This window comes from Pseudescherichia vulneris NBRC 102420 (assembly GCF_000759795.1).
Classification (GTDB): Bacteria; Pseudomonadota; Gammaproteobacteria; order Enterobacterales; family Enterobacteriaceae; genus Pseudescherichia; species Pseudescherichia vulneris.
On sequence record NZ_BBMZ01000008.1, the window covers coordinates 129,867 to 153,030 of the forward strand.

The 23,164-nt window shown below is 58.2% G+C and carries 24 protein-coding genes and 1 other RNA gene; 14 read left to right on the top strand and 11 right to left on the bottom strand.

Features of this window, described 5'->3' with window-relative positions; translation table 11 throughout:
- The first annotated feature begins 34 nt into the window (after positions 1-34).
- Positions 35-1,279: a tryptophan permease gene (mtr, locus tag EV102420_RS06450; RefSeq protein WP_042390169.1), complete on the top strand. Its 1,245-nt coding sequence runs from the start codon at positions 35-37 to the stop codon at positions 1,277-1,279.
- Positions 1,280-1,327: 48 nt separating this feature from the next.
- On the opposite strand, the gene EV102420_RS06455 is transcribed toward mtr, so the two are convergent.
- From EV102420_RS06455 to ubiU, 3 genes are all read right to left on the bottom strand, one after another.
- Complete coding sequence (locus EV102420_RS06455) at positions 1,328-2,335, bottom strand: luciferase-like monooxygenase (RefSeq protein WP_042390678.1); 1,008 nt, start codon at positions 2,333-2,335, stop codon at positions 1,328-1,330.
- Positions 2,336-2,415: 80 nt separating this feature from the next.
- Positions 2,416-3,291: a U32 family peptidase gene (locus tag EV102420_RS06460; protein ID WP_419721325.1), complete on the bottom strand. Its 876-nt coding sequence runs from the start codon at positions 3,289-3,291 to the stop codon at positions 2,416-2,418.
- An 8-nt stretch (positions 3,292-3,299) separates the two neighbouring features.
- A complete protein-coding gene (gene ubiU / locus EV102420_RS06465; protein ID WP_042390173.1) occupies positions 3,300-4,295 on the bottom strand; it encodes a ubiquinone anaerobic biosynthesis protein UbiU in 996 nt (331 codons plus the stop codon).
- Positions 4,296-4,529: 234 nt separating this feature from the next.
- Between ubiU and ubiT the strand changes: the two genes are divergently transcribed.
- Together ubiT and EV102420_RS06475 are read left to right on the top strand one after the other, a co-directional pair.
- Positions 4,530-5,054, top strand: coding sequence for a ubiquinone anaerobic biosynthesis accessory factor UbiT (ubiT, locus tag EV102420_RS06470; protein WP_042390174.1), 525 nt, complete (start codon positions 4,530-4,532; stop codon positions 5,052-5,054).
- Positions 5,048-5,551 (top strand): GNAT family N-acetyltransferase, encoded by a 504-nt coding sequence (locus tag EV102420_RS06475; protein ID WP_042390178.1) that lies wholly within the window; start codon positions 5,048-5,050, stop codon positions 5,549-5,551. The genes ubiT and EV102420_RS06475 overlap by 7 nt, the downstream gene beginning before the upstream one ends.
- On the opposite strand, the gene EV102420_RS06480 is transcribed toward EV102420_RS06475, so the two are convergent.
- Positions 5,538-5,855 (bottom strand): GIY-YIG nuclease family protein, encoded by a 318-nt coding sequence (locus EV102420_RS06480; RefSeq protein ID WP_106403909.1) that lies wholly within the window; start codon positions 5,853-5,855, stop codon positions 5,538-5,540. The two genes, EV102420_RS06475 and EV102420_RS06480, sit on opposite strands and share 14 nt — an antisense overlap.
- Positions 5,856-5,893: 38 nt before the next feature.
- Here EV102420_RS06480 and EV102420_RS06485 point away from each other — a divergent pair, with 38 nt between their 5' ends.
- On the top strand, positions 5,894-6,331 hold the full coding sequence (locus tag EV102420_RS06485) for a YhbP family protein (RefSeq protein WP_042390182.1): 438 nt from the start codon (positions 5,894-5,896) through the stop codon (positions 6,329-6,331).
- On the opposite strand, the gene EV102420_RS06490 is transcribed toward EV102420_RS06485, so the two are convergent.
- Positions 6,317-6,835: a type 1 glutamine amidotransferase domain-containing protein gene (locus tag EV102420_RS06490; RefSeq protein ID WP_042390184.1), complete on the bottom strand. Its 519-nt coding sequence runs from the start codon at positions 6,833-6,835 to the stop codon at positions 6,317-6,319. The two genes, EV102420_RS06485 and EV102420_RS06490, sit on opposite strands and share 15 nt — an antisense overlap.
- Positions 6,836-6,958: 123 nt before the next feature.
- Between EV102420_RS06490 and EV102420_RS06495 the strand changes: the two genes are divergently transcribed.
- Both EV102420_RS06495 and EV102420_RS06500 read left to right on the top strand, forming a co-directional pair.
- Positions 6,959-7,606 carry an NAD-dependent epimerase/dehydratase family protein gene (locus EV102420_RS06495; RefSeq protein WP_042390186.1) on the top strand — a complete coding sequence of 216 codons (648 nt, stop codon included), beginning with the start codon at positions 6,959-6,961 and terminating at the stop codon, positions 7,604-7,606.
- Positions 7,607-7,681: 75 nt separating this feature from the next.
- Positions 7,682-8,722 (top strand): permease, encoded by a 1,041-nt coding sequence (locus EV102420_RS06500; protein ID WP_042390187.1) that lies wholly within the window; start codon positions 7,682-7,684, stop codon positions 8,720-8,722.
- Positions 8,723-8,808: 86 nt separating this feature from the next.
- On the opposite strand, the gene dolP is transcribed toward EV102420_RS06500, so the two are convergent.
- Genes dolP through EV102420_RS06520 form a run of 4 tightly spaced genes read right to left on the bottom strand, consistent with a single transcriptional unit; the run spans position 8,809 to position 12,475 of the window.
- On the bottom strand, positions 8,809-9,384 hold the full coding sequence (gene dolP, locus EV102420_RS06505) for a division/outer membrane stress-associated lipid-binding lipoprotein (RefSeq protein ID WP_042390188.1): 576 nt from the start codon (positions 9,382-9,384) through the stop codon (positions 8,809-8,811).
- Positions 9,385-9,393: 9 nt separating this feature from the next.
- Complete coding sequence (gene diaA / locus EV102420_RS06510) at positions 9,394-9,984, bottom strand: DnaA initiator-associating protein DiaA (protein WP_042390190.1); 591 nt, start codon at positions 9,982-9,984, stop codon at positions 9,394-9,396.
- A 20-nt stretch (positions 9,985-10,004) separates the two neighbouring features.
- Entirely contained in the window at positions 10,005-10,403 is a 399-nt protein-coding gene (locus EV102420_RS06515) for a YraN family protein (protein WP_042390191.1), read from the bottom strand.
- Positions 10,361-12,475 (bottom strand): penicillin-binding protein activator, encoded by a 2,115-nt coding sequence (locus EV102420_RS06520; protein ID WP_042390193.1) that lies wholly within the window; start codon positions 12,473-12,475, stop codon positions 10,361-10,363. The genes EV102420_RS06515 and EV102420_RS06520 overlap by 43 nt, the downstream gene beginning before the upstream one ends.
- Positions 12,476-12,537: 62 nt before the next feature.
- On the opposite strand from EV102420_RS06520, the gene rsmI reads away from it, so the two are divergent.
- Both rsmI and EV102420_RS06530 read left to right on the top strand, forming a co-directional pair.
- Positions 12,538-13,398, top strand: a complete 861-nt coding sequence (gene rsmI / locus EV102420_RS06525) for a 16S rRNA (cytidine(1402)-2'-O)-methyltransferase (RefSeq protein ID WP_042390195.1) — start codon at positions 12,538-12,540, stop codon at positions 13,396-13,398.
- Positions 13,399-13,403: 5 nt separating this feature from the next.
- Positions 13,404-14,408 (top strand): Fic family protein, encoded by a 1,005-nt coding sequence (locus EV102420_RS06530; RefSeq protein ID WP_042390196.1) that lies wholly within the window; start codon positions 13,404-13,406, stop codon positions 14,406-14,408.
- Between the two features lie 43 nt (positions 14,409-14,451).
- Here EV102420_RS06530 and garD read toward each other — a convergent pair whose 3' ends face one another.
- Positions 14,452-16,023, bottom strand: coding sequence for a galactarate dehydratase (garD, locus tag EV102420_RS06535; RefSeq protein WP_042390197.1), 1,572 nt, complete (start codon positions 16,021-16,023; stop codon positions 14,452-14,454).
- Between the two features lie 409 nt (positions 16,024-16,432).
- Here garD and EV102420_RS06540 point away from each other — a divergent pair, with 409 nt between their 5' ends.
- The 5 genes from EV102420_RS06540 to rnpB all read left to right on the top strand — a co-directional run bounded on the left by EV102420_RS06540 (position 16,433) and on the right by rnpB (position 21,103).
- On the top strand, positions 16,433-17,764 hold the full coding sequence (locus tag EV102420_RS06540) for an MFS transporter (protein WP_042390199.1): 1,332 nt from the start codon (positions 16,433-16,435) through the stop codon (positions 17,762-17,764).
- Positions 17,765-17,790: 26 nt separating this feature from the next.
- Entirely contained in the window at positions 17,791-18,561 is a 771-nt protein-coding gene (gene garL / locus EV102420_RS06545) for a 2-dehydro-3-deoxyglucarate aldolase (RefSeq protein ID WP_042390201.1), read from the top strand.
- A gap of 30 nt (positions 18,562-18,591) precedes the next feature.
- Positions 18,592-19,482: a 2-hydroxy-3-oxopropionate reductase gene (gene garR, locus EV102420_RS06550; protein ID WP_042390203.1), complete on the top strand. Its 891-nt coding sequence runs from the start codon at positions 18,592-18,594 to the stop codon at positions 19,480-19,482.
- Between the two features lie 61 nt (positions 19,483-19,543).
- On the top strand, positions 19,544-20,689 hold the full coding sequence (gene garK / locus EV102420_RS06555) for a glycerate 2-kinase (protein ID WP_042390204.1): 1,146 nt from the start codon (positions 19,544-19,546) through the stop codon (positions 20,687-20,689).
- Positions 20,690-20,721: 32 nt separating this feature from the next.
- An RNA gene (rnpB, locus tag EV102420_RS20870) (RNase P RNA component class A) lies at positions 20,722-21,103 on the top strand.
- A 59-nt stretch (positions 21,104-21,162) separates the two neighbouring features.
- Here rnpB and EV102420_RS06560 read toward each other — a convergent pair.
- Entirely contained in the window at positions 21,163-21,510 is a 348-nt protein-coding gene (locus EV102420_RS06560; RefSeq protein WP_042390206.1) for a DUF1493 family protein, read from the bottom strand.
- Positions 21,511-21,822: 312 nt separating this feature from the next.
- Here EV102420_RS06560 and EV102420_RS06565 point away from each other — a divergent pair, with 312 nt between their 5' ends.
- Positions 21,823-23,154, top strand: coding sequence for an SLC5/6 family protein (locus tag EV102420_RS06565; RefSeq protein ID WP_042390208.1), 1,332 nt, complete (start codon positions 21,823-21,825; stop codon positions 23,152-23,154).
- Positions 23,155-23,164: the final 10 nt, after the last annotated feature.

Sequence of the window (23,164 nt, forward strand, 5' to 3'; positions counted from 1 at the left end):
TGCGCAGCGAACCGCATTTTAGAGAGAAGAGAGAATGGCTACGCTTTCCACCACCCATACTACCCCGTCGCTGCTCGGCGGCGTGGTGATCATCGCAGGAACCATTATTGGCGCAGGGATGTTCTCGCTGCCGGTGGTGATGTCGGGCGCCTGGTTCTTCTGGTCGCTTGCGGCACTGGTCTTTACCTGGTTCTGTATGCTCCACTCCGGGCTGATGATCCTTGAGGCCAACCTCAACTACCGTATTGGCTCCAGCTTCGATACCATCACCCGTGACCTGCTGGGTAAAGGCTGGAATCTGGTTAACGGCATCTCTATTGCCTTTGTGCTCTATATTCTGACCTACGCCTATATCTCGGCGAGCGGCTCGATTCTGCACCACACCTTCTCGGAGATGTCGCTCAACGTGTCGCCGCGTCTGGCGGGATTGAGCTTTGCATTAATCGTCGCGTTTATCGTCTGGCTCTCAACCCGTGCGGTCAGTCGCATGACCGCCATTGTGCTGGGGGCAAAGGTCATTACCTTCTTCCTGACCTTTGGTAGCCTGCTGGGACACGTCGAGCCCGCCACGCTGTTTAACGTGGCCGAGAGCAACGCCTCCTACACGCCGTATCTGCTGATGACCCTGCCATTCTGCCTCGCCTCGTTTGGCTATCATGGCAACGTGCCGAGCCTGATGAAGTACTACGGCAAGGATCCGCGCACCATCACGCGCTGCATTGCCTACGGCTCGCTGCTGGCGCTGGGTCTGTATACCATCTGGTTGCTGGTGACGATGGGGAATATCACCCGTCCGGCGTTTATCGGCATTGCGCAGCAGGGGGGAAATATTGACGTGCTGGTGCTGGCCCTGAGCGGCGTGCTGAATAGCCGCAGTCTGGATCTGCTTCTGGTGGTGTTCTCTAACTTTGCGGTCGCCAGTTCGTTTCTGGGGGTGACGCTGGGGCTGTTTGATTATCTGGCCGATCTCTTTGGCTTTGACGACTCCGCCAGCGGCCGTTTCAAAACCGCGCTGCTGACCTTCCTACCGCCGATTGTCGGTGGGCTGCTGTGGCCGAACGGCTTCCTCTACGCCATTGGCTATGCCGGGTTGGCGGCAACCATCTGGGCGGCGATTGTTCCGGCCCTGCTGGCGCGTGCATCACGCAAGCGCTTCGGTAGCCCCAAATTCCGCGTCTGGGGCGGGAAACCGATGATTGCGCTGATCCTGCTGTTCGGGGTAGGCAACGCCGTAGTGCATATTTTATCGAGTTTTAACGTATTACCGGTATATCAATAGATCGCCAGAAACCGTAGGCCGGGCAAGCTTGCGCCGCCCGGCGAAACCTCATCCCAATAATTCCTCTTTCACCTGCATCGCCAGCTCAAACGAGTGCAGCCTTGCCTGGTGATCGAAAATCTGGCCGTTAACCATGATCTCGTCGGCCTCGGTCTCCCGCAGGATCGACTCCAGCCCGTGGCGCACCTTGGCTTTATCTCCCACCAGCGACATGCTCAGCGCCTGCTGCACGCCATACTGCTCGGACGGCGACCAGAAGGCGCCGATATCGGCAATCGGCGCTGGCAGCTGGCCGGTTTCGCCCCGGCGCAGCTTCACGAACGCCTGCTGCATTGAGGTAAACAGGAACTCGGCGTCGCGGGTGCTGTCTGCGGCAACGATGTTGATGCACACCATCGCATAGGGTTTCTCCAGCCGCGCGGAGGGCTTAAAGTTCGTGCGGTAGAGGTGTAGCGCCTGGAAGAGCATATCCGGGGCAAAGTGTGAGGCAAAGGCAAACGGCAGCCCCAGCTGGGCGGCAAGCTGAGCGCTGTAAAGACTGGAGCCGAGCAGCCACACCGGGATCTTCTCTCCGTAGCCCGGCACCGGACGAACGTGCGGGTTCGGATCGCGGGCATCGAACCAGTCCACCAGCTCCGCCACGTCGCGCGGGAAGTTATCGATATCGCCGCTCATGTGGCGGCGCAGGGCCATCATGGTGCGCTGATCGCTGCCCGGCGCACGGCCCAGGCCCAGATCGATACGCCCCGGATAGAGTGTATTCAGGGTGCCAAACTGCTCGGCGATCACCAGCGGCGCGTGGTTAGGCAGCATCACACCACCGGAGCCGAGGTGCAGCGTCTGGGTATTGGCGGCCAGATAGCCAATCAGCACCGACGTCGCCGCGCTGGCGATGCCGGTCATGTTGTGGTGCTCGGCCAGCCAGAAGCGGCGATAGCCGCGCTTCTCTGCCAGCTGGGCTAAATCCAGAGAACGGTGAAATGCATCGCGCGCCGTAGCGCCCTGCGGGATCGGGGCTAAATCCAGCACCGAGAATGAAACGGTTTTGTCAGTCATCATATGCTCACTTTGTCGACGGCAATCTTTTAATACTGCATTAAAAATTGATTACCGTAGTTAACAAAGTGAGCTTTTTTTCAAACCAGCTCAAGGCCAGCGAGGCGCTTCCAGTAGCCGTTGCAGTCGCTATTCGCCGTCAGGGGCAGCGGCGCGCCGCCGTTTTCATTGGCGCGGAAGGCGTCGAGCATGGCAAAGGTCTCCGTTCCCAGCGGCGAGAGGCGCACCATATCCACCAGCCCCTGCATCGAGGTTAGCTCGTTGCCGAGGTTATAGACATAGCCGCTCATGGTCTGGATGCCGTTGAGGACAAACACCTGCTGGTTCTCCTGAGAGAGCACGTTGCGCCCGGTGGGGTACTTAATGCAGCAGGTTTCGCACTCGTCCTTAGGGCGATCCTCGGAGCGGGCGGTAAAGCAGCGGGCAGAGTAGGCCAGCGGCAGATGCCCGTAACTCAACACCTCCACCTCAAACTGCTCGCGGATGCCAAGTTCATCGCACTGATTAAGCAGGTTCGCCAGCCAGTCGCGAGACAGCTCCACCGGCATGCACCAGCGCACCATGCCCTGCTTCAGCAGCAGACGGAGGGTAACCGCGTTATAGCAGTTCAGGGCATGCCCGGCGACGAAGGGCAGCTTACGTTCGGCGCACATGTTCACCACGCCAAGATCGCTCGCCTCCAGCAGAAAGTCGCCGTTCTCCACGTAGCGCTTCAGCTCCCCCAGTTCGGAGGCGGCCTGCACCAGCGCCAGGGTTGAGAGCACCACCTGTTTACCACTTCCCGCAAGGGATTTTGCCATTGCCAGCCAGTCGCCGACTTTCGTGGCCCGGCGCTTGCTGCACACGGCTTCGCCCAGGTAAATGGTATCGGCGCTGCTGCTGGCTGCCTGCTGGTAAAAATCCTCCAGCGTCTCTTTTGACCAGTAGTAGAGCACCGGTCCTAATGAATATTTCATCTTGTCTCTCACTGCCATTTACGGTGATATGCGCCAAGGGTGGTCTGCGTGCCTTCAGACATCGCGCCGAGGGTCTCCATCCACGCCGGTTGCGGAACGTAGCGTTCTGGCGCGGCCATGCAGCGGTCGATGGCCTGACGCCACACCTTTGCCACCTGGCTGACGTAGGCTGGGCTGCGCTGACGACCTTCGATTTTTACCGAGGCGATATTCGCTGCCAGAAGTTCGGGCAGCAGCTCCAGCGTATTTAGGCTGGTAGGCTCCTCCAGGGCGTGGTAGCGCTCGCCATCGACGTGGTAGCGGCCTTTGCACAGCGTCGGATAGCCCGCGTTCTCATCCTCCTGATAGCGGTCAATCAACACCTCATTAAGACGCGACTCCAGCCCCTGCGGAGTCTGCTGCCAACGGACAAAGCGGGCAGGGGAGCAGGCCCCCACGGTGTTCGGGGACTCGCCGGTTAAATAGGATGAGAGATAGCAGCGCCCCTCGGCCATAATGCACAGGCTGCCAAAGGCAAAGACCTCCAGCGGCACCGGCGAGGTGCGGGCCAGCTGTTTCACCTGGTGAATGGACAGCACGCGGGGCAGCACCACGCGGGCGACGTCAAAGTGGCGGTGATAGAAGCGGATCGCCTCGTCGTTGGTGGCCGAAGCCTGCACCGAAACGTGGCGCTCAATATGCGGGTAGCGCTCGGCGGCATACTCCAGCATCGCCAGATCGGCGAGGATCAGCGCGTCAGCCCCCAGCTGAGCGGCCATATCCACCGCCCGCTGCCAGCGTGCGTAGCCGTCGGGATGCGCAAAGGTATTGATCGCAATATGCAGCTTTTTGCGCCGCTGATGGACAAAGCTTACCGCTTCCTGCAGCTTCTTCTCCGTGAAGTTGAGACCCGCAAAATGGCGGGCGTTGGTATCATCCTTCAGGCCTATATAAACAGCGTCGGCACCGTTTTCGATAGCCGCCTTCAACGCCGGTAGATTTCCGGCCGGGCAGAGCAACTCCATAGTGTATCCCAGGTCAGGGGCCAGATGGCCCGCGCACCGATTAGGTGCAAAATTGTTAACGAGCTGGGATTTTAGTTAACCCTTCGGCGACAATTTTTGATTTAAGGCAGCTAATCGCGTATTGATGGGAGGAATAAGGGGTAGTTCCATCTTCGCAATTGTTGATTTATGCCGCTATGTGGATTTGAGGTTATGGCAGAATAGCCAGACTTTTCATATCAGGGAGTAAAGCTTGTGTTGGATATACTGCGCTCACGTCTCGTTCATGCCGCGCCGTCTCTGCTGAGCGTGCCGGTAAAGCTCGCGCCTTTCGCGCTTAAACGTCAGGTGCTGGAGCAGCTTCTGCGCTGGCAGTTCCAGCAGGCGCTGGCGGATGGCGAGCTGGAATTCCTGGAGGGCCGCTGGTTGAGCATTGAAGTACGCGATATTGGCCTCAGGTGGTTTACATCCGTTGAGAATGAGCAGTTAATTGTGCGTGAGTCTGCTGCTGCCGACGTCAGCTTTAGTGCCGATGCCAGCGACCTGCTGATGATCGCCGCGCGCAAGCAGGATCCTGACACGCTATTCTTCCAGCGCCGGCTGGTGATTGAGGGCGATACCGAACTGGGGTTATATGTTAAGAACCTGATGGACGCCATTGAACTGGAGCAGATGCCCAAACCGCTGCGCGTTATGCTGCTGCAACTGGCGGAGTTCGTCGAGGCTGGCCTGCAAGCCCCGCCTGCGACCAAACCAATTTCTGTAGGTGAGCCATGCTGATTCGAGTTGAAATACCTATCGATGCGCCAGGCATTGATGCCCTTCTTCGTCGCGCATTCGGCGGGGAGAGCGAAGCTAACCTGGTCCACTCCCTGCGGGAGGACGGGCTGATTACGTTAGGGCTTGTCGCCACCGATGATGAAGGTCAGGTTATTGGCTACGTTGCCTTTAGTCCGGTAGACGTTGAGGGTGAAGATTTGCAGTGGGTTGGCCTTGCGCCGCTGGCGGTAGATGAACACTATCGCGGTCAGGGGCTGGCGCGTCAGCTGGTCTATGAGGGGCTGGACTCACTCAATGAGTTTGGCTATGCCGCCGTGGTTGCGCTGGGTGAGGCAGATTTCTATCAGCGTCTCGGCTTTGAGCAGGCGGCACGCTACGATCTTCACTGCCGCTGGCCGGGCAGCGAGAGCGCGTTTCAGGTGCATCGCCTGGCGGATGATGCCTTAAACGGCGTGCATGGTCTGGTGGAGTACCACGAACACTTCAATCGAATTTAAGCGCCTCGGGCTGTAATGCCGCCAGCAGCGTATCAAACGATCCATCCCCGGCAACGAGGCGCTCTTTTTGGCGCTTCGTTAGCTGCTTAATACGGTACTCAATTTTCAACGCTAGTGAACGCTCACCTACTTGTGCCGAAAAGGCCAGCCGCAGCTCGCCTTTGCCGCGCAGCGCTTTGGCCCCTTTGCCCGTCTGATGCTGGGTAAAGCGGCGAGTCACATCGGTGGTGATGCCGGTATAGAGCGCATCGTCGGCGGTACGGATAAGATAGAGAAACCAGGGCGTCATAGCGTGTTTTAACAGGATAAGGTGAGCGCACCTTAGCATGAGGTAGGTAAAAAATGGAAACTCTCGCCGCCATTCATCGCTGGCTCGCAAAGCAGCACGTGGTGACCTGGTGCGTCGCCAGCGAAGGCGAGCTCTGGTGTGCTAACGCCTTCTATCACTACGATCCGCAGAAAGTCGCCTTCTACGTGATGAGTGAGGATCGCACCCGGCATGCGCAGATGAGCGGGCCTCGCGCCCCGGTTGCAGGCACGGTTAATGGCCAGCCGAAGACGGTGGCGCTGATCCGTGGCGTGCAGTTTAAAGGGGAGATCCGGCGTCTGGAGGGGGCGGAAAGCGAGGCTGCGCGCGAGCGCTATAACCGTCGCTTTCCGGTTGCCAGAGCGTTGTCGGCCCCGGTATGGGAAATTTCCCTGGACGAAATTAAGTTTACCGACAACACCCTGGGCTTTGGTAAAAAGCTTCACTGGCTACGGGGATCAGGCTCCCAGTAGGCGCAGCGTCTCCCGGTTAAATGCGGGCAGATCGTCTGGCGTACGGCTGGTGATCAGCTGATCGTTATCATTTACCACTTCCTGATCGTAGAACTCTACGCCAGCGTTTTTCAGATCGATAACGATCGGTTTCACCGCCGTCAGCTTGCGTCCGCGCACCACTTCCGCGCTGATCAGCAGCTGCGGGCCGTGGCAGATAGCAAATACCGGCTTACCGGAGTTCACGAAGTCGCGGGTAAAGGAGACAAAGCGATCGTCACCGCGTAGGGAGTCTGGCGAGTGGCCGCCCGGCAGCAGTAGGGCATCAAACTCGTCCGGCGACACCTCATCAATCGACTTATCGATGGTGATGCTGGCTTCGCCCTGTTTCCCCTTCACGGTTTTCCCGGCTTCTTTCTCAATGGTGATCACCTCGTGGCCCGCTTTACGGTAGGCCTCGGCCGGGGACGTGAATTCTGAATCTTCAAAGTCATCAGTGATCAAGACTGCGATTTTCTTGCCCATGTTTCCTCCATTGTTTTCGCTCTGGATGGGTTATTTCGCCATCTATCGTTAATAATGACGTATGAATAAGTGTGGTTCAGCGATCTCACATTGCAAGGCGGACTAATCTGCAAAGGGGGCGAGATGAGTCAGGTACTGATTACTGGAGCGACCGGACTGGTGGGCTCACACCTGCTGCGTATGCTCATTCAGGAGCCGCGGGTTAACTATATTGCCGCCCCGACGCGTCGGCCTCTGCTGGGCATGCCGGGGGTCTTTAACCCCTGCGATCGCCAGCTCACCGACGCGCTGGCGCAGGTCAACGATCCTATCGATATTGTCTTCTGCTGCCTCGGTACGACCCGTCGGGAAGCGGGCAGCAAAGAGGCGTTTATCCACGCCGATTACACCCTCGTGGTGGACACCGCGCTGGCTGGGCTGCGGCTCGGGGCGAAGCATATGCTGGTGGTCAGCGCGATGGGAGCCAATGCCGGCTCGCCCTTTTTCTATAACCGGGTGAAGGGCAAGATGGAGGAGGCGTTAATGGCGCAGGATTGGCCGCGCCTGACTCTGGCGCGTCCGGCGATGCTGCTGGGCCGCAGGGCGAAGCAGCGGTTTGGCGAGTCGCTGATTGGCCCGATGATGCACCTGCTGCCCGGCAAGTGGAAATCCATTGAGGCTCGCGACGTGGCGCGCGCCATGCTGCTGACGGCGTTCTCTCCTTGCCGCGAGAGGGTGACTATTTTGACCTCCGAACAGCTGCATGCGATTGCCATTGGGGAGGAGAATTAACTGTTTCCAAAAGTGTCCAGTCAGGCGTAGTATCTTCCGGCTAATAATAATCCATACATCTTTCCGGGGAATGCAATGACTGGTCAGTCTTCATCTCAGGCGGCAACACCTGTCCAATGGTGGAAGCCCGCGCTCTTTTTTCTCGTTGTTATCGTTGGGCTCTGGTATGTGAAATGGCAGCCCTATTACGGCAAAGCCTTTACCGCCGCTGAAACCCACAACATCGGCAAATCCATTCTGGCTAACGCCGAGGCGAACCCGTTCCGGGCCGCGCTCGACTATGCCATGGTCTACTTCCTCGCCGTCTGGAAAGCTGCGGTGCTGGGCGTGCTGCTCGGCTCGCTGGTGCAGGTGCTTATTCCCCGCGACTGGCTGCTGCGCACCCTGGGCCAGCGGCGCGTGGGCGGTACGCTTTTTGGCACGCTCTTCTCTCTGCCGGGCATGATGTGCTCCTGCTGTGCCGCGCCGGTTACCGCCGGGCTGCGCCGCCAGCAGGCATCGATGGGTGGCGCGCTGGCGTTCTGGATGGGCAATCCGCTGCTTAACCCGGCAACGCTGGTGTTTATGGGCTTTGTGCTGGGCTGGCATTTTGCCCTGATCCGTCTGCTGGCTGGTCTGGCGATTGTGCCTGGGGTTGCCCTGCTGGTGCAGCGCTGGGTGAAAGAGAGCGACCGGCCGTCGCCGCTGCCTGAAACGGTTACCGCTGCCGAGCCGCAGGGCGGATTGATGGCACGCTGGGGTCGGGCGCTATGGACGCTGTTCTGGAGCACCATCCCGGTCTACATTCTGGCCGTGCTGCTGCTGGGTGCGGCGCGGGTCTGGCTCTTCCCCCATGCTGATGGCGCTATCGACAACTCGCTGATGTGGGTCGTGGCGATGGCTATCGTCGGCTGCCTGTTTGTGATCCCAACCGCGGCAGAAATTCCTATCGTGCAGACCATGATGATGGCCGGGATGGGCATGGCTCCCGCGCTGGCCCTGCTGGTTACGCTGCCGGCTGTAAGCCTGCCGTCGCTGATTATGCTGCGCAAATCCTTCCCGGCGAAAGCGCTGTGGCTAACCGGTGGGCTGGTGGCAGTGAGTGGGATGGTTGTGGGGGCGCTGGCTCTGCTGTAAGAAAAACGCCGGATGGCGCTGCGCTTATCCGGCCTACGGGACCTGTAGGCCCGGTAAGCGTCGCGCCACCGGGCGTTATTAACTCACTACTTAATAAACGTAAACGCCGTGGTCACGTGCTTGACGCCGGACACGCGGCTGGCGGTATCGGCGGCGGCGCGAGCTTCACGCTCGGTCACCAGGCCTAGCAGGAACACCTCACCGTTTTCGGTGGTCACCTTCACGTTCGACGATTTCACCTGATCGCTGCCCAGTAGCTGGGAGCGGACTTTGGTGGTGATCCAGGTATCTGACGAGGCGGTGCCCAGGCTAATCGGCTGGCCCTGACGGATCTCGTTATAGACCTCGGTTGCCCCATCGACGCCCATCGCGATCTGCTTCGCGCGTGAGGCCAGTTCGGGATCGGGTGCCTGGCCGACCAGCAGGACTTTACCCTGGTAAGCGGTCACGTTAATGCGTGCGCTTTTCTTAATCTGCTCATCTTTACCCAGCGCGCTGTTGACGCGCAGCTCCAGCGTTCCATCATCAACCTGCGTGCCCACGGTACGCGGATCGGTGGCTGCTTTGGTGCCTACGGCAGCGCTGCCGACCACGGCCGCTGCGACACATCCCTGAAGCAGCAGCGCGGAGAGTATTACCGCAAGGGGCGAAAATGCCTTCATGTCTACTCCTTAATCATCCTGGTGAGGGAAAAGCGTGTTATCAATCAGATCGCAAAGGCAGTTAACCGTCAACATATGCATCTCGTGGATGCGTGCGCTGCGGTGGGACGGAATACGAATTTCGACATCCTGTGGCCCCAGCAAACCCGCCAGCTCGCCGCCGTCGTAGCCGGTAAGGGCCACGATGGTCATATCGCGAGTCACGGCCGCCTCAACGGCTTTCACGATATCCCGGCTGTTACCCCGGGCAGAGATCGCCAGCAGCACGTCACCGGCATGGCCTAGCGCACGTACCTGTTTGGCATAGATCTCATTGTGCAGCCGATCGTTGGCGATCGCGGTTAAGACCACGTTATCGGTATTTAGTGCAATCGCCGGCAGGCTCGGACGCTCGGTTTCAAAGCGATTGATCATGCTGGCAGCAAAATGCTGGGCGTTGGCGGCGGAGGTGCCGTTGCCGCAGCAGAGGATTTTGTTACCGTTAAGCAGGGAGTGAACCAGCGTCATGGCTGCACGGGAGATCGCATCCGGCAGGGCTTCCGCCGCCGCAATCTGGGTTTGAATACTTTCCGTAAAGCAGACTTTAATTCTTTCGAGCACGGTGATCCCTATAATGTCAGCTAGTATGAGTGGTCATTAAAAGCGTCTTGTATCCACTCCACATCATTTCCGGTGAAGGCTATCACATCGAACCGGCAATCCACAGTGTCAAAACTCCCATTGTGCCGGGCGAGCCACAAACGCGCCGCCGATAAGAGTTTCAACTGCTTGCTGCGGGTGATGCTGGCCGCTGCGCCGCCGTACCGGGCTGTCTTACGGTAGCGTACCTCAACGAACACGGTAGTGGGGCCCTGACGCATAATCAGGTCAATCTCGCCGCCGCGCGAACGCACGTTGGCGGCGATAAAGCGCAGTCCTTTGCCCTCCAGCCAGCGACGCGCCGTGGCTTCCCACGCGTCGCCGGTCTGTTTACGGCTTAACTGGCCGGGACGATCTGCCCCTGCTGGTACTTGAGCCATGATAACTTCCTGTTAATCACGCAGTCCGGCGTCGCTGAGAGATCGCCGGTGTTGCCGCTGATCTCAAAGCCGGGGACCTGGCGCATCTGGGCGAAGTGGTTAGCCAGCGCCCAGGCGTCAACGCCCATGGCATACAGGCGTGCCAGTGAGTAGTCACTATTAACGCTGCGCAGCGCCTGCTGCATTAGCGCAGGGTTGCTGCCTGCCAGCATCGGGATCTCGCTAAACTGGAGCCCCTCCATCTCAAGGCGGAAGTCCGGGCCTGCACCGCCCTGCGCGCTGCGTGAGCTGGCATAGAGGGCGGCACCGCTGTGGCTGCCGGTGCGCATGGCAATCATCGGCTTGATAAGCGCGATCTCGTTTGGCGTCGCCAGGATATAGGCCGCATCGACGTTGCCGCCGCCGGTGATCTGCGCCTCGGTCGGTGGAGCAGGGATGGTCAGGCCGCCAATAGTCACGCCCTGCTGCTGCGGCAGGCTGGAGGTTACCGGGGTGCCGGTCAGGGCGATACCGGACCCGCCGTTAATGCCCATCTTCAGTTCAGCCGTGGAGCCAAATTTTTGCTGCAGCACGGTACCGCCGCCCAGTTTCTGCCACTCTTCGGCAAAGGCGGTGGTGACCCGATCCCCCAGCGCGCTGCGCGGAACCAGCAGCAGCGGCGCACGGCGGCCCTGATCCCACATGTGGCGCGCGGCGTCGCGGGCTTCATCTTCCGGCGAGAGGGCGAAGTAGCAGATATTTGCCCGGCTCTCTACCGACTCCGGCTGGTTCAGCGCCAGTACGTTAAGGGCGGTGTTGCTGCGCATCAGCTCTTCAACGTTACCTTTTAACAGCGGGCCGACCACGATGCTGGCACCATCCTGCTGGACCTGGTTGAGGATCTGGTCGAGCGGCTGCGAGCTGGTGTCGTAAATTTTCAGATCGGCAGAAGGATTCGCCGGGACGCTGGCCGCCGCTGGCGTTGCGGCAGGCTGCGTCTGCGCCTCAGGGGCGTTCACGGGCGCAGCGGTCTCAGCGGACGCAGCGGTGTCAGCGGGTGCGGGAGCCTGGGTCGCTTCGGGTGCAGCCACCGGCGCTTCCACTGGTGTAGTAGCAGGCTGCGTCTGGGTCAGCTCATCCACCGGCGCCTGCGAGGGGCTCACCACCTCATCGTCTCCCACCGTCGCCGCCTGGGCAACCTGGACTGGCGTGGCCGGGCCGCTCACGGCAGGCGTACCGTTTTTCGCCGCTTCAAAACCCTGCTGGATAGCACGACCGTAGACCGCGGCCTGGCCGTTGAGAGGCAGCAGCAGGGCGATTTTGTTGGTCGAGGCAGGTTTAAAATTCTGTACGTTGGTCAGCGCCGTTGGCAGCATCTTCGCGCCAGGGTTTTGCGGATAGCGGGTCTGCCAGTCGCTAATCCCCGCCTTCAGCATATTCGGATCGGTGCGGTTATCGAACCAGACGCGCTGCAAATCGAGCCAGCCCTGCAGCACGTTCTCATCGGCATTGATCACAAGCGCCTGCGCCTGCTCTGGCGTCATGGAGGAGAGCGCCTGCCAGGTGGCATCGATATTTTTCTGCTTATCCTTTGCCGCCAGCAGCGGCTCCTGGGCGATTAAGGCCCGCAGCAGCGTCAGCGACGGACGGCCCTGGCTGGCATCAATCTGTGCCTGCCAGTAGCGCGCCAGCTGGTTACCCTCAAAATCGGCAGGCTTCAGCTTCGCCAGCAGCGCCTGTGCACCGGCAAAATCCTTCTGCACCAGCTTAAGCTCGACGGCCAGCAGCGACTGCTCTTTACGCTGGGTATCGGTCAGCTCCTGCGGCAGCTGGTTAAACAGCTCGCCTGCCTGCTGGCTTTTGCCCTCTTTCAGCAGGGCACGAATGGCGAGTAATTGCCAGTTGGTCTTGGTATCATCTGTGCTGTGCTGCATCTGGCTTAGGTAGAAGCCAGAGTCCGCCTGCGCCGTGCCCTGCATATGGGCGCTGCTCTGGTCTGGCGTCTGTGTTCCACAGCCTGCAAAAAGCAGGGCGGCCAGCACGACGGGCAGACAACGCGCTGCTTTTAAACGGAAAAATGTTGACTGTACCATTCTGTATCCAGTGATATTTTTTACGCAATGCTCAATATTAAATCGGCAATACGGATGAAACAATGAAACAACACGAATCGGCTGAGAATTCTCAAGGTCAGCTCTATATTGTACCCACTCCTATCGGGAATTTGGCTGATATCACCCAGCGCGCGCTGACCGTGTTGCAAAGCGTTGATTTAGTTGCCGCAGAGGATACCCGGCACACTGGCCTGCTGTTGCAGCACTTCGCCATTAGCGCCCGCCTGTTTGCTCTGCACGATCATAACGAGCAGCAGAAGGCAGATACGCTGGTGGCGAAGCTTAAAGAGGGGCAGAACATTGCCCTGGTTTCCGACGCCGGGACGCCGCTGATCAACGATCCTGGCTACCACCTGGTACGCACCTGCCGCGAGGCGGGGATCCGCGTGGTGCCGCTCCCTGGCCCCTGCGCCGCGATTGCCGCCCTCAGCGCCGCCGGACTGCCGTCGGATCGCTTCTGTTATGAAGGCTTTTTGCCTGCCAAATCAAAAGGTCGCCGCGATACGCTAAAAGCGCTGGAGGCCGAGCCGCGCACGCTGATTTTTTATGAGTCCACTCACCGCCTGCTCGATAGCCTGGAGGACATCTGCACCGTGCTGGGTGAATCCCGCTATGTCGTGCTGGCCCGCGAGCTAACCAAGACCTGGGAGTCGATTCACGGCGCGCCCATCGGCGAGCTGCTGGCGTGGGTGAAGGAAGATGAAAACCGCCGCAAGGGCGAGATGGTGTTGATTATTGAAGGGCATAAGGCCCAGGAGGAGGATCTGCCCGCCGACGCGCTGCGTACTTTGGCGCTGCTACAGGCCGAGCTGCCGCTGAAAAAAGCCGCCGCGCTGGCCGCCGAGATCCACGGCGTGAAGAAGAACGCCCTCTATAAGTATGCTTTGGAGCAGCTGGGGTAAGGTTTATGAGCCGCTATCAGCCGCCGTTTACCATTACGCCGCCAATCCTGAATTTGGTGATTGAAATAGGGGAGCTCCTTGGGCACTGGGCTGCCCAGACCGGGCGCGCCTCTCCTTTGCTGCGTAAAGAGAACAGGATCCGCACTATTCAGGCTTCGCTGGCTATTGAGCATAACAGCTTAAGCGCTGAGCAGGTCACAGCGATTATGGACGGTAAACGTGTGCTGGCCCCGGCAAAAGATATTCAGGAGGTCAGAAACGCTATTTTGGCATATGACCATCTCTCCAGCTGGGGTAAAGGGCGGCTTAACGATCTGCTTTCAGCACACCGTATTCTCATGGCCGGGCTGGTTGATAATCCCGGCAATCTCCGGCAAAACGATGTCGGTATCTATCGCGACAGGATGCTCATCCACATGGCTCCGCCAGCCTCACAGGTTTCCCGGCTGGTCGGTGAACTACTTAACTGGCTGGACAGTACCGATCTGCATCCGCTAATCGCCAGCTCCGTTTTCCACTATGAGTTCGAATTTATTCACCCTTTTGCCGACGGCAACGGGCGTATGGGGCGCCTATGGCAAACGTTGATCTTGAGCACCTGGCGGCCCGAAATGGCCTGGCTACCGGTAGAGACATTGATCCATTACCAGCAGGAGCGGTATTACCAGGTATTGGGCGAATGCGATCGAGCCAGTGACTGCACCCTATTTATCGAGTTTATGCTGGGAAACATTGCAGCGGCGCTGAAAGAGGGACTGAATTCAGCGTCGAAAATGTCGGAAGAAATGTCGGAAGAAATGTCGGAAGAAAAGGTGCTTGAGTTGTCACCTAAAACGCAGGCGTATCTTGTCTGGCTACGTCGGCATCCGACCAGCACGATTGCCGACATGGCCACACGATTTGGCGTAACGACACGCACGGTCGAACGTCAGCTCCAGACGCTACAAAAGCAGGGCAGGCTGGAGCGCATCGGTTCAACGAAAGGCGGCTACTGGCGTCTTATGGACTAGCGTACAGTAGGCCGGGCAAACGCAGCGCCGCCCGGCAAAAATATCATGTCACCGGAGCCGGGTTAAACACGGCCAGCTGGTTGTGCAGGCCCCACTGATCCGAGAAGGTTTTCTTGCGGCCGCTGGCGACGTCGAGGATAAAGTGGAACAGCTTCCAGCCGACGTCCTCAATGCTCTCTTCCCCGGTCGCGATCGTCCCGGCGTTGATATCCATCAGATCGTACCAGCGGTTAGCCAGCTCGGTACGGGTCGCCATCTTGATAACCGGCACCGCCACCAGGCCGTACGGCGTACCGCGCCCGGTGGTGAACACCTGAACGGTGATCCCGGAGGCTACCTGCTGAGTACCACAGACAAAGTCGCTGGCAGGCGTCGCCGCGTAGATCAGGCCGCGCTTAGTGGGGCGCTGGCCCGGCGAGAGCACTTCCACGATGGCACTCTGACCAGACTTGGCAATCGAGCCAAGCGCTTTCTCAACCACGTTGGCGAGGCCGCCTTTTTTGTTGCCCGGAGAGGGGTTAGCGCTGCGGTCGGTTTTGCCCATGTCGAGATAGTTATCGTACCAGGCCATCTCCTCCAGCAGGCGCTTGCCCACTTCCTCGTTGATAGCGCGTGGAGTGAGCAGATGGATAGCATCGCGCACCTCGGTGACCTCCGAGAACATCACCGTCGCACCGCAGCGAACCAGCAGGTCAGAGGCGTAGCCCACCGCCGGGTTCGCCGTTACGCCAGAGAAGGCGTCGCTGCCGCCGCACTGCATCCCCACCACCAGCTCCGAGGCCGGGCAGGTTTCGCGCTGGCGAGCATTCAGCTTGATCAGGTGGCGCTCAGCAACCTGAAGAATATCGTCCACCATCGAGCGGAAGCCGACGTGCTGCTCATCCTGCAAACGTACGATGCTGGCGCTGTCGACGGGGATCGCCTGCACGTCTTCCGTTCCCTGCAGCAGGCGCTCCGGCTGGAGTTTCTCACAGCCCAGGCCAACCACCATCACTTCGCCACCAAAGTTCGGGTTCAGGGCGATGTTGTGGATAGTGCGAATAGGCACTACCGCCGCCGGGGCGTTGATCGCCACGCCGCAGCCGTAGAGGTGATTCAGGCCAACCACGCCGTCTACGTTGGGGTATTTCGGCAGCAGATCGCGCTCAATAATTTTGACCACGTAGTCCACCACGCCCGCGACGCAGTGCACGCTGGTGGTGATCCCGAGCAGGTTTTTGGTACCGACGCTGCCGTCGGCGTTGCGGTAGCCTTCGAAGGTATATCCCTCAAGGGCGGGCAGCGGCGCCGGCACCTTGGTTGCCAGCGGCAGGGTATTCAGCGGCGGCGCAGTGGGTAGCTCCACGGTGGATTCGTCGATCCAGCTGCCTCGGGCAATATCGCGCACCGCATAGCCGATCACCTCCCCGTAGCGGACGATGTTACCGTGCGCGGGAATATCCACCAGCGCGACTTTATGTCCCTGGGGGATATGCTCAATCAGTTCAAGCCCATCCGGGAAACGGGTCCCGGCTCGTAAGCCATTGTCATTGACAATAATCGCCACGTTATCAGTTTCATGAACCTTAATATAAAACGCCGTCGGTGATTCTTGTCTAATTTCGATGTCGGCCATTGTCCAGTATTCTCCGCCAGGTATGGGATAACAAAAACGGGAAAATGAGTATCGTGTTTCTTGTTATCTGAAATAAACAACATTGCTATGGAATAAATAGTGTCAGGAGTTCTCTATTAAGAATGTGATCCAGATCACTCATTATAGCTGTAGCAGGCCTGGCGGCAGGGCTAATGCCTAAATCTGTGGATCAGCGCCCAGAGAGTTGTGCATATGCTCAATATAATCGCCAAAATTACCGTGTTAATTGAGCATGGATACAATGCGAGATGGTTTGGGCCTGATTATACTGATTCACGCTTTCATTGCATCTGGTTAGTTAACTGATATTGCCTGCTATCGATAAATAATCAGGAAAATACACCTCATAAAAATATAAAAATAGAGTACCGTACCCGAGGATAAATAAATGATATTGGATACTGCCGTTGAGTCAAAAAAGGGTATGCCTACCCGCTATTTAATCTTGCTCATTATCTTTATCGTTACGGCGATTAACTATGCGGACCGTGCGACCCTCTCTATCGCCGGGACCGAAGTTGCCAAAGAGCTGCAACTCAGCGCCGTCTCCATGGGTTACATCTTCTCCGCTTTCGGCTGGGCCTACCTGCTGATGCAGATCCCCGGCGGCTGGCTGCTGGACCGCTACGGTTCGAAGAAAGTGTACACCTACAGCCTCTTTTTCTGGTCACTGTTCACCTTCCTGCAAGGGTTTGTTGACGTCTTCCCGCTGGCCTGGGCTGGCGTGTCGATGTTCATCATGCGCTTTATGCTGGGCTTCTCTGAAGCACCGTCATTCCCGGCGAACGCCCGCATCGTTGCCGCGTGGTTCCCGACCAAAGAGCGCGGTACGGCATCGGCTATTTTCAACTCAGCCCAGTACTTCTCTCTGGCACTCTTCTCCCCGCTGCTCGGCTGGCTGACCTTCGCCTGGGGCTGGGAGCATGTGTTTACCGTGATGGGCGTGATTGGCTTTGTGCTGACCGGTATGTGGGTGAAGTTTATCCATAATCCGACCGACCACCCGAACATGTCCGCCAACGAGCTGGAGTACATCACCAAGGGCGGCGCGGTGGTCGATATGGACCATAAAAAGCCGGGTGCGGCCGTTGCGGGTCCTAAAATGCACTACATCAAGCAATTATTGACCAACCGCATGATGCTGGGTGTGTTCTTCGGCCAGTATTTTATCAACACCATCACCTGGTTCTTCCTCACCTGGTTCCCTATCTACCTGGTGCAGGAGAAAGGGATGTCGATTCTGAAAGTGGGTCTGGTGGCATCCATTCCGGCGCTGTGCGGCTTTGCTGGCGGCGTGCTGGGCGGGGTCTTCTCGGATCACCTGATCAAACGTGGCGCCACCATCACCCTGGCGCGTAAGCTGCCTATTGTCCTGGGCATGCTGCTGGCGTCGAGCATCATTCTGTGTAACTACACCGATAACACCACCCTGGTGGTCACGCTGATGGCGCTGGCGTTCTTCGGCAAAGGGTTTGGTGCCCTTGGCTGGCCGGTGATCTCCGATACCGCGCCAAAAGAGATTGTTGGACTGTGCGGCGGGGTGTTTAACGTGTTTGGCAACGTGGCCTCCATTGTCACCCCGCTGGTAATTGGTTACCTGGTCAGCGAGCTGCACTCCTTTAACGCTGCTCTGGTGTTCGTCGGCTGTTCAGCCCTGATGGCGATGTTCTGCTACCTGTTCGTGGTGGGCGACATCAAGCGTATGGAACTGCGGAATTAAGCAACGGTTACTTCAAGGTATAGATGATGACTAACGATATCTTCCCAAACAAATTCAAGGCTGCGCTGGCAGCGCATCAGATTCAGATTGGCTGCTGGTCCGCGCTGGCAAGCCCAATCAGCACCGAGGTGCTGGGCCTGGCGGGCTTTGACTGGCTGGTACTCGACGGCGAACACGCGCCGAACGATGTCACCACCTTTATCCCGCAGCTGATGGCCCTCAAGGGCAGCAGCAGCGCGCCGGTGGTTCGCGCCCCGGCTAACGATCCGATTGCCATTAAGCGCCTGCTCGATATCGGCTTCTACAACTTCCTGATCCCGTTTGTCGAGAGTGAAGAGGAAGCCGTGCTGGCGGTGGCCTCTACCCGCTACCCGCCGGAAGGCATTCGCGGCGTATCGGTCTCCCATCGCGCCAACATGTTTGGCACCGTGCCGGACTACTTCGGCCAGGCGAATAAGAACATCACCATTCTGGTACAGATTGAGAGCCAGCAGGGTGTGGATAACGTTGATGCTATCGCCGCCACCGACGGCGTGGATGGGATCTTCGTTGGCCCAAGCGATCTGGCCGCCGCGCTGGGTCACTTAGGCAACGCATCACATCCGGAAGTCCAGCGCTGCATTCAGCACATCTTTGCCCGTGCGAAAGCACACGGTAAGCCGAGCGGCATCCTCGCGCCGGTAGAGGCGGATGCGCGCCGTTATCTGGAGTGGGGCGCAACCTTCGTCGCCGTAGGCAGTGACCTGGGCGTATTCCGCGCTGGAACCCAGCGTTTAGCTGATTCATTTAAGAAATAACCACCACCGAACTGAAGAGAGAGACGCAATATGACACTGAAAGTTGGTTTTATTGGCCTGGGCATCATGGGTAAACCAATGAGTAAAAACCTCATTAAAGCCGGTTACTCGCTGGTGGTTTCTGACCGTAATCCTGAGGCTATTGCTGAAGTAATTGCCGCCGGTGCAGAAACTGCCTCCACGGCAAAAGAGATTGCCGAGCAGTGTGATGTAATCATCACCATGCTGCCGAACTCCCCGCACGTAAAAGAGGTGGCGCTGGGCGAAGGCGGCATTATCGAAGGGGCGAAGGCGGGTACCGTGCTGATCGACATGAGCTCCATCGCACCGCTGGCCAGCCGTGAAATCAGCGACGCGCTGAAGGCGAAAGGCGTGCAGATGCTCGATGCGCCGGTTAGCGGCGGCGAGCCGAAAGCGATCGACGGCACGCTCTCCGTGATGGTAGGCGGCGACAAGGCGCTGTTCGATAAATACTACGACCTGCTGAAAGCGATGGCGGGCTCGGTGGTGCATACCGGCGACATCGGCGCAGGCAACGTCACCAAGCTGGCAAACCAGGTGATCGTGGCGCTGAACATTGCCGCCATGTCTGAAGCCCTGAGCCTGGCAACCAAGGCTGGCGTAAACCCGGATCTGGTATTCCAGGCAATCCGTGGCGGCCTGGCCGGCAGCACCGTGCTGGAAGCGAAAGCGCCAATGGTGCTGGATCGTAACTTCAAGCCGGGCTTCCGTATCGATCTGCACATCAAGGATCTGGCTAACGCGCTGGATACCTCTCACGGCGTGGGCGCGCAGCTGCCGCTGACCGCCGCGGTGATGGAGATGATGCAGGCGCTGCGCGCTGACGGTCACGGCAACGACGACCATAGCGCCATTGCGTGCTACTACGAAAAACTGGCGAAAGTAGAGATCTCTCGCTAACAAAAAACGGGCGCGGAGACGCGCCCGGCATCTATGCCGCGTGCAGTAACAGGCTACTGATATGAAAATCGTGATCGCCCCAGACTCTTACAAGGAAAGCCTGTCTGCTACCGAGGTAGCCCAGGCGATAGAAAAAGGATTTCGGGAAATTTTTCCGGATGCACACTACGTCTCCGTTCCGGTCGCCGACGGTGGCGAAGGCACGGTTGAGGCGATGATCGCCGCTACCCAGGGCGCGGAGCATACGGCGTCGGTGACCGGCCCGCTGGGCGAGCGCGTAGACGCCCGATGGGGCATGTCCGGCGACGGTAACACCGCGTTTATCGAGATGGCCGCCGCGAGCGGGCTGGCTCTCGTTCCTCCTGAACTACGTAATCCGTTGATTACCACCTCGCGCGGCACCGGGGAGCTGATCCTGCGCGCGCTGGAGCACGGCGCACGCAATATCATTATTGGTATCGGCGGCAGCGCCACCAACGACGGCGGTGCAGGCATGGTTCAGGCGCTGGGCGCAAAGCTGTGCGATGCCAACGGTACCGAGATTGGCCACGGCGGCGGCAGCCTGATGAGCCTCAACACCATCGATATTAGCGGGCTGGATCCGCGTCTGGCCTCGTGCACTATCCGCGTCGCCTGCGATGTCACCAACCCGCTGACGGGGGAGCAGGGCGCATCGCGTATCTTTGGCCCACAGAAAGGGGCTACCGACGCGCAGATCGTTGAGCTGGATAACAACCTCAGCCACTATGCCGACGTGATTAAAAAATCCCTGCGCGTAGATGTTAAAGCGGTGCCCGGCGCGGGCGCGGCGGGCGGTATGGGCGCAGCGCTAATGGCTTTCCTTGGCGCGGAGCTACGCAGCGGTATTGAGATCGTCACCCAGGCGCTGAACCTGGAAGAGCATATTCACGACTGCACGCTGGTGGTCACCGGCGAGGGTCGAATCGACAGCCAGAGTATTCACGGCAAGGTGCCCGTGGGCGTGGCGAAGGTCGCCAAGAAATACCATAAGCCGGTGATTGGCATTGCGGGCAGCTTGACCCATGACGTGGGCGTTGTTCATCAGTACGGCATCGATGCGGTGTTTAGCGTGCTGACCAGCATCGGCACGCTGGAAGAGGCCTTCCGTGGCGCATTCGACAATATCTACCGTGCTTCACGCAACATTGCCGCCACCCTGCGGGTCGGGATGTTGACGGAGGGGTGACAGCGGGGCGTAAACCCTCTATACTGCGCGCCGAAGCTGACCAGACAGTCGCCGCTTCGTCGTCGTCCTCCTTCGGGGGAGACGGGCGGAGGGGAGGAAAGTCCGGGCTCCATAGGGCAAGGTGCCAGGTAACGCCTGGGGGGTGTCACAGCCCACGACCAGTGCAACAGAGAGCAAACCGCCGATGGCCCACGCAAGTGGGATCAGGTAAGGGTGAAAGGGTGCGGTAAGAGCGCACCGCGCGGCTGGTAACAGTCCGTGGCACGGTAAACTCCACCCGGAGCAAGGCCAAATAGGGGTTCATAAGGTACGGCCCGTACTGAACCCGGGTAGGCTGCTTGAGCCAGTGAGCGATTGCTGGCCTAGATGAATGACTGTCCACGACAGAACCCGGCTTATCGGTCAGTTTCACTCTTTACACAGAACCCCGCCTCGGCGGGGTTTTTTGTTTTTAACGTCACAACAAATTAGGATCAATCATACAGCCAGCGGCCCGCTTTCGCTGACTCAATCAGCATCTGAAGCGTGAGCGGTTTAGGTTGCACCTCTGGGATCTGTTGGGACTTCGGACGAAGAAAGTTAGGCAGAATCCCTTTTTCATACGGCCAGTATGAGAGGAAATTAAAACGGCTACTATCAACCTTGAAGCGTTGAAAATAGTCTTTCATAATTTCATCCCCTGTTTCACGTGCCCAAGGGTATTTGCCCGTAGAGAGGCTTGTATCAGGCGTTAGCGCAGGCTTGGTTTTGGCAAGCAGCGGCTTGCTGTTATAGGTCTTTTCATACCACTCGGTCACCGCATTTTCGATATCATTTACCATACTATCCCGCCTTTTCATCTGCCCGGTGACCGCCTACGGTCGAGCATATTCTGTAGGCCGGGCAAGCGCAGCGCCGCCCGGCATTCTATGGACAATAATCCTGCGTGATCCCTTTCACACATACACCCGCGTTAGAATATTTTTATTAGTTTAGATGCAAACGCAGCGAGTATTTCTCAAATTATCCCATTCAAATTAAGTAATAGCCAAGTTTTTCTCCCACTTCCTGATTACGATTAATTTATACCAATAGCCGCAATATTAGCGGCATCGATAATAAAATCTGTCCCTACACTAATAAGCGAGAGCGTTATGAGCACTGATAATAGTATTGATGTGATCTCAGGCACATCAGCGGCGGCCCAAAAAGCGGGCATGACGGAGCAGGCGTGGCGCGAGGCCATTAAATTCGACAGCACCGATACGGGCTGGGTTATTATGAGCATCGGGATGGCCATCGGTGCGGGCATTGTTTTTCTACCGGTGCAGGTGGGGTTAATGGGGCTGTGGGTATTTCTGCTCTCCTCCATTATTGGCTACCCGGCAATGTATCTCTTTCAGCGACTGTTTATTAATACCTTGGCGGAGTCGCCGGAGTGCAAAGATTATCCCAGCGTCATTAGCGGCTATTTAGGTAAAAATTGGGGCGTCCTCTTAGGCGTGCTCTATTTTATCATGCTGGTGATCTGGATGTTCGTCTACTCTACCGCTATCACCAACGACAGCGCCTCCTACCTGCACACCTTTGGCGTCACCCAGGGACTGCTCTCCGATAACCCTTTCTACGGCCTGGGGCTGATCTGCATTCTGGTCGCCATCTCCTCGCGCGGTGAGAAGCTGCTGTTTAAGGTATCGAGCCTGATGGTGCTGACCAAGCTGCTGGTGGTTGCAGCGCTAGGCCTGAGCATGGTGGGACTATGGCACCTTTATAATGCCGGGACGCTCCCGCCCGCTGGTCTACTGGTGAAGAACGCTATCATTACGCTGCCTTTTACCTTGACCTCCATTCTGTTTATCCAGACCCTCAGTCCCATGGTTATCTCCTACCGTGCTAAAGAGAAATCCGTTGAGGTTGCTCGCTATAAAGCCTTGCGAGCAATGAACATTGCCTTTGCCATTCTGTTTATCACCGTCTTTTTCTACGCCGTCTCATTCACCCTGGCGATGGGCCACGATGAAGCGGTAAAAGCCTACCAGCAAAATATCTCTGCGCTGGCCATCGCCGCACAGTTTATTAGCGGTGACGGCGCCGCTTGGGTAAAAGTGGTCAGCGTGATTTTAAATATCTTTGCCGTGATGACCGCCTTCTTTGGTGTCTATCTCGGATTCCGTGAGGCAACCCAGGGCATCGTCATGAATTTGCTGCGGCGTAAATTCCCGACCCGGCAGTTTGACGAGAAGTATATCCAGGGCGGGATCATGATCTTCGCTATTTTGCTGGCCTGGAGCGCCATTGTGCTTAATGCCCCGGTGCTGAGCTTCACCTCTATCTGTAGCCCGATATTCGGCCTGATAGGCTGCTTAATTCCCGCCTGGCTGGTCTATAAGGTGCCTGCCCTGCACAAGTACAAAGGCCTGTCGCTGAAGATCATTATTATCACCGGTCTGCTGCTCTGTATTTCACCGCTGCTGGCCTTCGCCTGATGCAATTAAA

What these genes read in the sequence shown, in the direction of transcription:
- mtr (WP_042390169.1), top strand. Translation starts at nt 35, where the DNA reads ATGGCTACGCTTTCCACCACCCATACTACCCCGTCGCTGCTCGGCGGC.
- EV102420_RS06455 (WP_042390678.1), bottom strand. Translation starts at nt 2,335, where the DNA reads ATGACTGACAAAACCGTTTCATTCTCGGTGCTGGATTTAGCCCCGATC.
- EV102420_RS06460 (WP_419721325.1), bottom strand. Translation starts at nt 3,291, where the DNA reads ATGAAATATTCATTAGGACCGGTGCTCTACTACTGGTCAAAAGAGACG.
- ubiU (WP_042390173.1), bottom strand. Translation starts at nt 4,295, where the DNA reads ATGGAGTTGCTCTGCCCGGCCGGAAATCTACCGGCGTTGAAGGCGGCT.
- EV102420_RS06475 (WP_042390178.1), top strand. Translation starts at nt 5,048, where the DNA reads ATGCTGATTCGAGTTGAAATACCTATCGATGCGCCAGGCATTGATGCC.
- EV102420_RS06485 (WP_042390182.1), top strand. Translation starts at nt 5,894, where the DNA reads ATGGAAACTCTCGCCGCCATTCATCGCTGGCTCGCAAAGCAGCACGTG.
- EV102420_RS06490 (WP_042390184.1), bottom strand. Translation starts at nt 6,835, where the DNA reads ATGGGCAAGAAAATCGCAGTCTTGATCACTGATGACTTTGAAGATTCA.
- EV102420_RS06495 (WP_042390186.1), top strand. Translation starts at nt 6,959, where the DNA reads ATGAGTCAGGTACTGATTACTGGAGCGACCGGACTGGTGGGCTCACAC.
- EV102420_RS06500 (WP_042390187.1), top strand. Translation starts at nt 7,682, where the DNA reads ATGACTGGTCAGTCTTCATCTCAGGCGGCAACACCTGTCCAATGGTGG.
- dolP (WP_042390188.1), bottom strand. Translation starts at nt 9,384, where the DNA reads ATGAAGGCATTTTCGCCCCTTGCGGTAATACTCTCCGCGCTGCTGCTT.
- EV102420_RS06515 (WP_042390191.1), bottom strand. Translation starts at nt 10,403, where the DNA reads ATGGCTCAAGTACCAGCAGGGGCAGATCGTCCCGGCCAGTTAAGCCGT.
- EV102420_RS06520 (WP_042390193.1), bottom strand. Translation starts at nt 12,475, where the DNA reads ATGGTACAGTCAACATTTTTCCGTTTAAAAGCAGCGCGTTGTCTGCCC.
- rsmI (WP_042390195.1), top strand. Translation starts at nt 12,538, where the DNA reads ATGAAACAACACGAATCGGCTGAGAATTCTCAAGGTCAGCTCTATATT.
- EV102420_RS06530 (WP_042390196.1), top strand. Translation starts at nt 13,404, where the DNA reads ATGAGCCGCTATCAGCCGCCGTTTACCATTACGCCGCCAATCCTGAAT.
- garD (WP_042390197.1), bottom strand. Translation starts at nt 16,023, where the DNA reads ATGGCCGACATCGAAATTAGACAAGAATCACCGACGGCGTTTTATATT.
- EV102420_RS06540 (WP_042390199.1), top strand. Translation starts at nt 16,433, where the DNA reads ATGATATTGGATACTGCCGTTGAGTCAAAAAAGGGTATGCCTACCCGC.
- garL (WP_042390201.1), top strand. Translation starts at nt 17,791, where the DNA reads ATGACTAACGATATCTTCCCAAACAAATTCAAGGCTGCGCTGGCAGCG.
- garR (WP_042390203.1), top strand. Translation starts at nt 18,592, where the DNA reads ATGACACTGAAAGTTGGTTTTATTGGCCTGGGCATCATGGGTAAACCA.
- garK (WP_042390204.1), top strand. Translation starts at nt 19,544, where the DNA reads ATGAAAATCGTGATCGCCCCAGACTCTTACAAGGAAAGCCTGTCTGCT.
- EV102420_RS06560 (WP_042390206.1), bottom strand. Translation starts at nt 21,510, where the DNA reads ATGGTAAATGATATCGAAAATGCGGTGACCGAGTGGTATGAAAAGACC.
- EV102420_RS06565 (WP_042390208.1), top strand. Translation starts at nt 21,823, where the DNA reads ATGAGCACTGATAATAGTATTGATGTGATCTCAGGCACATCAGCGGCG.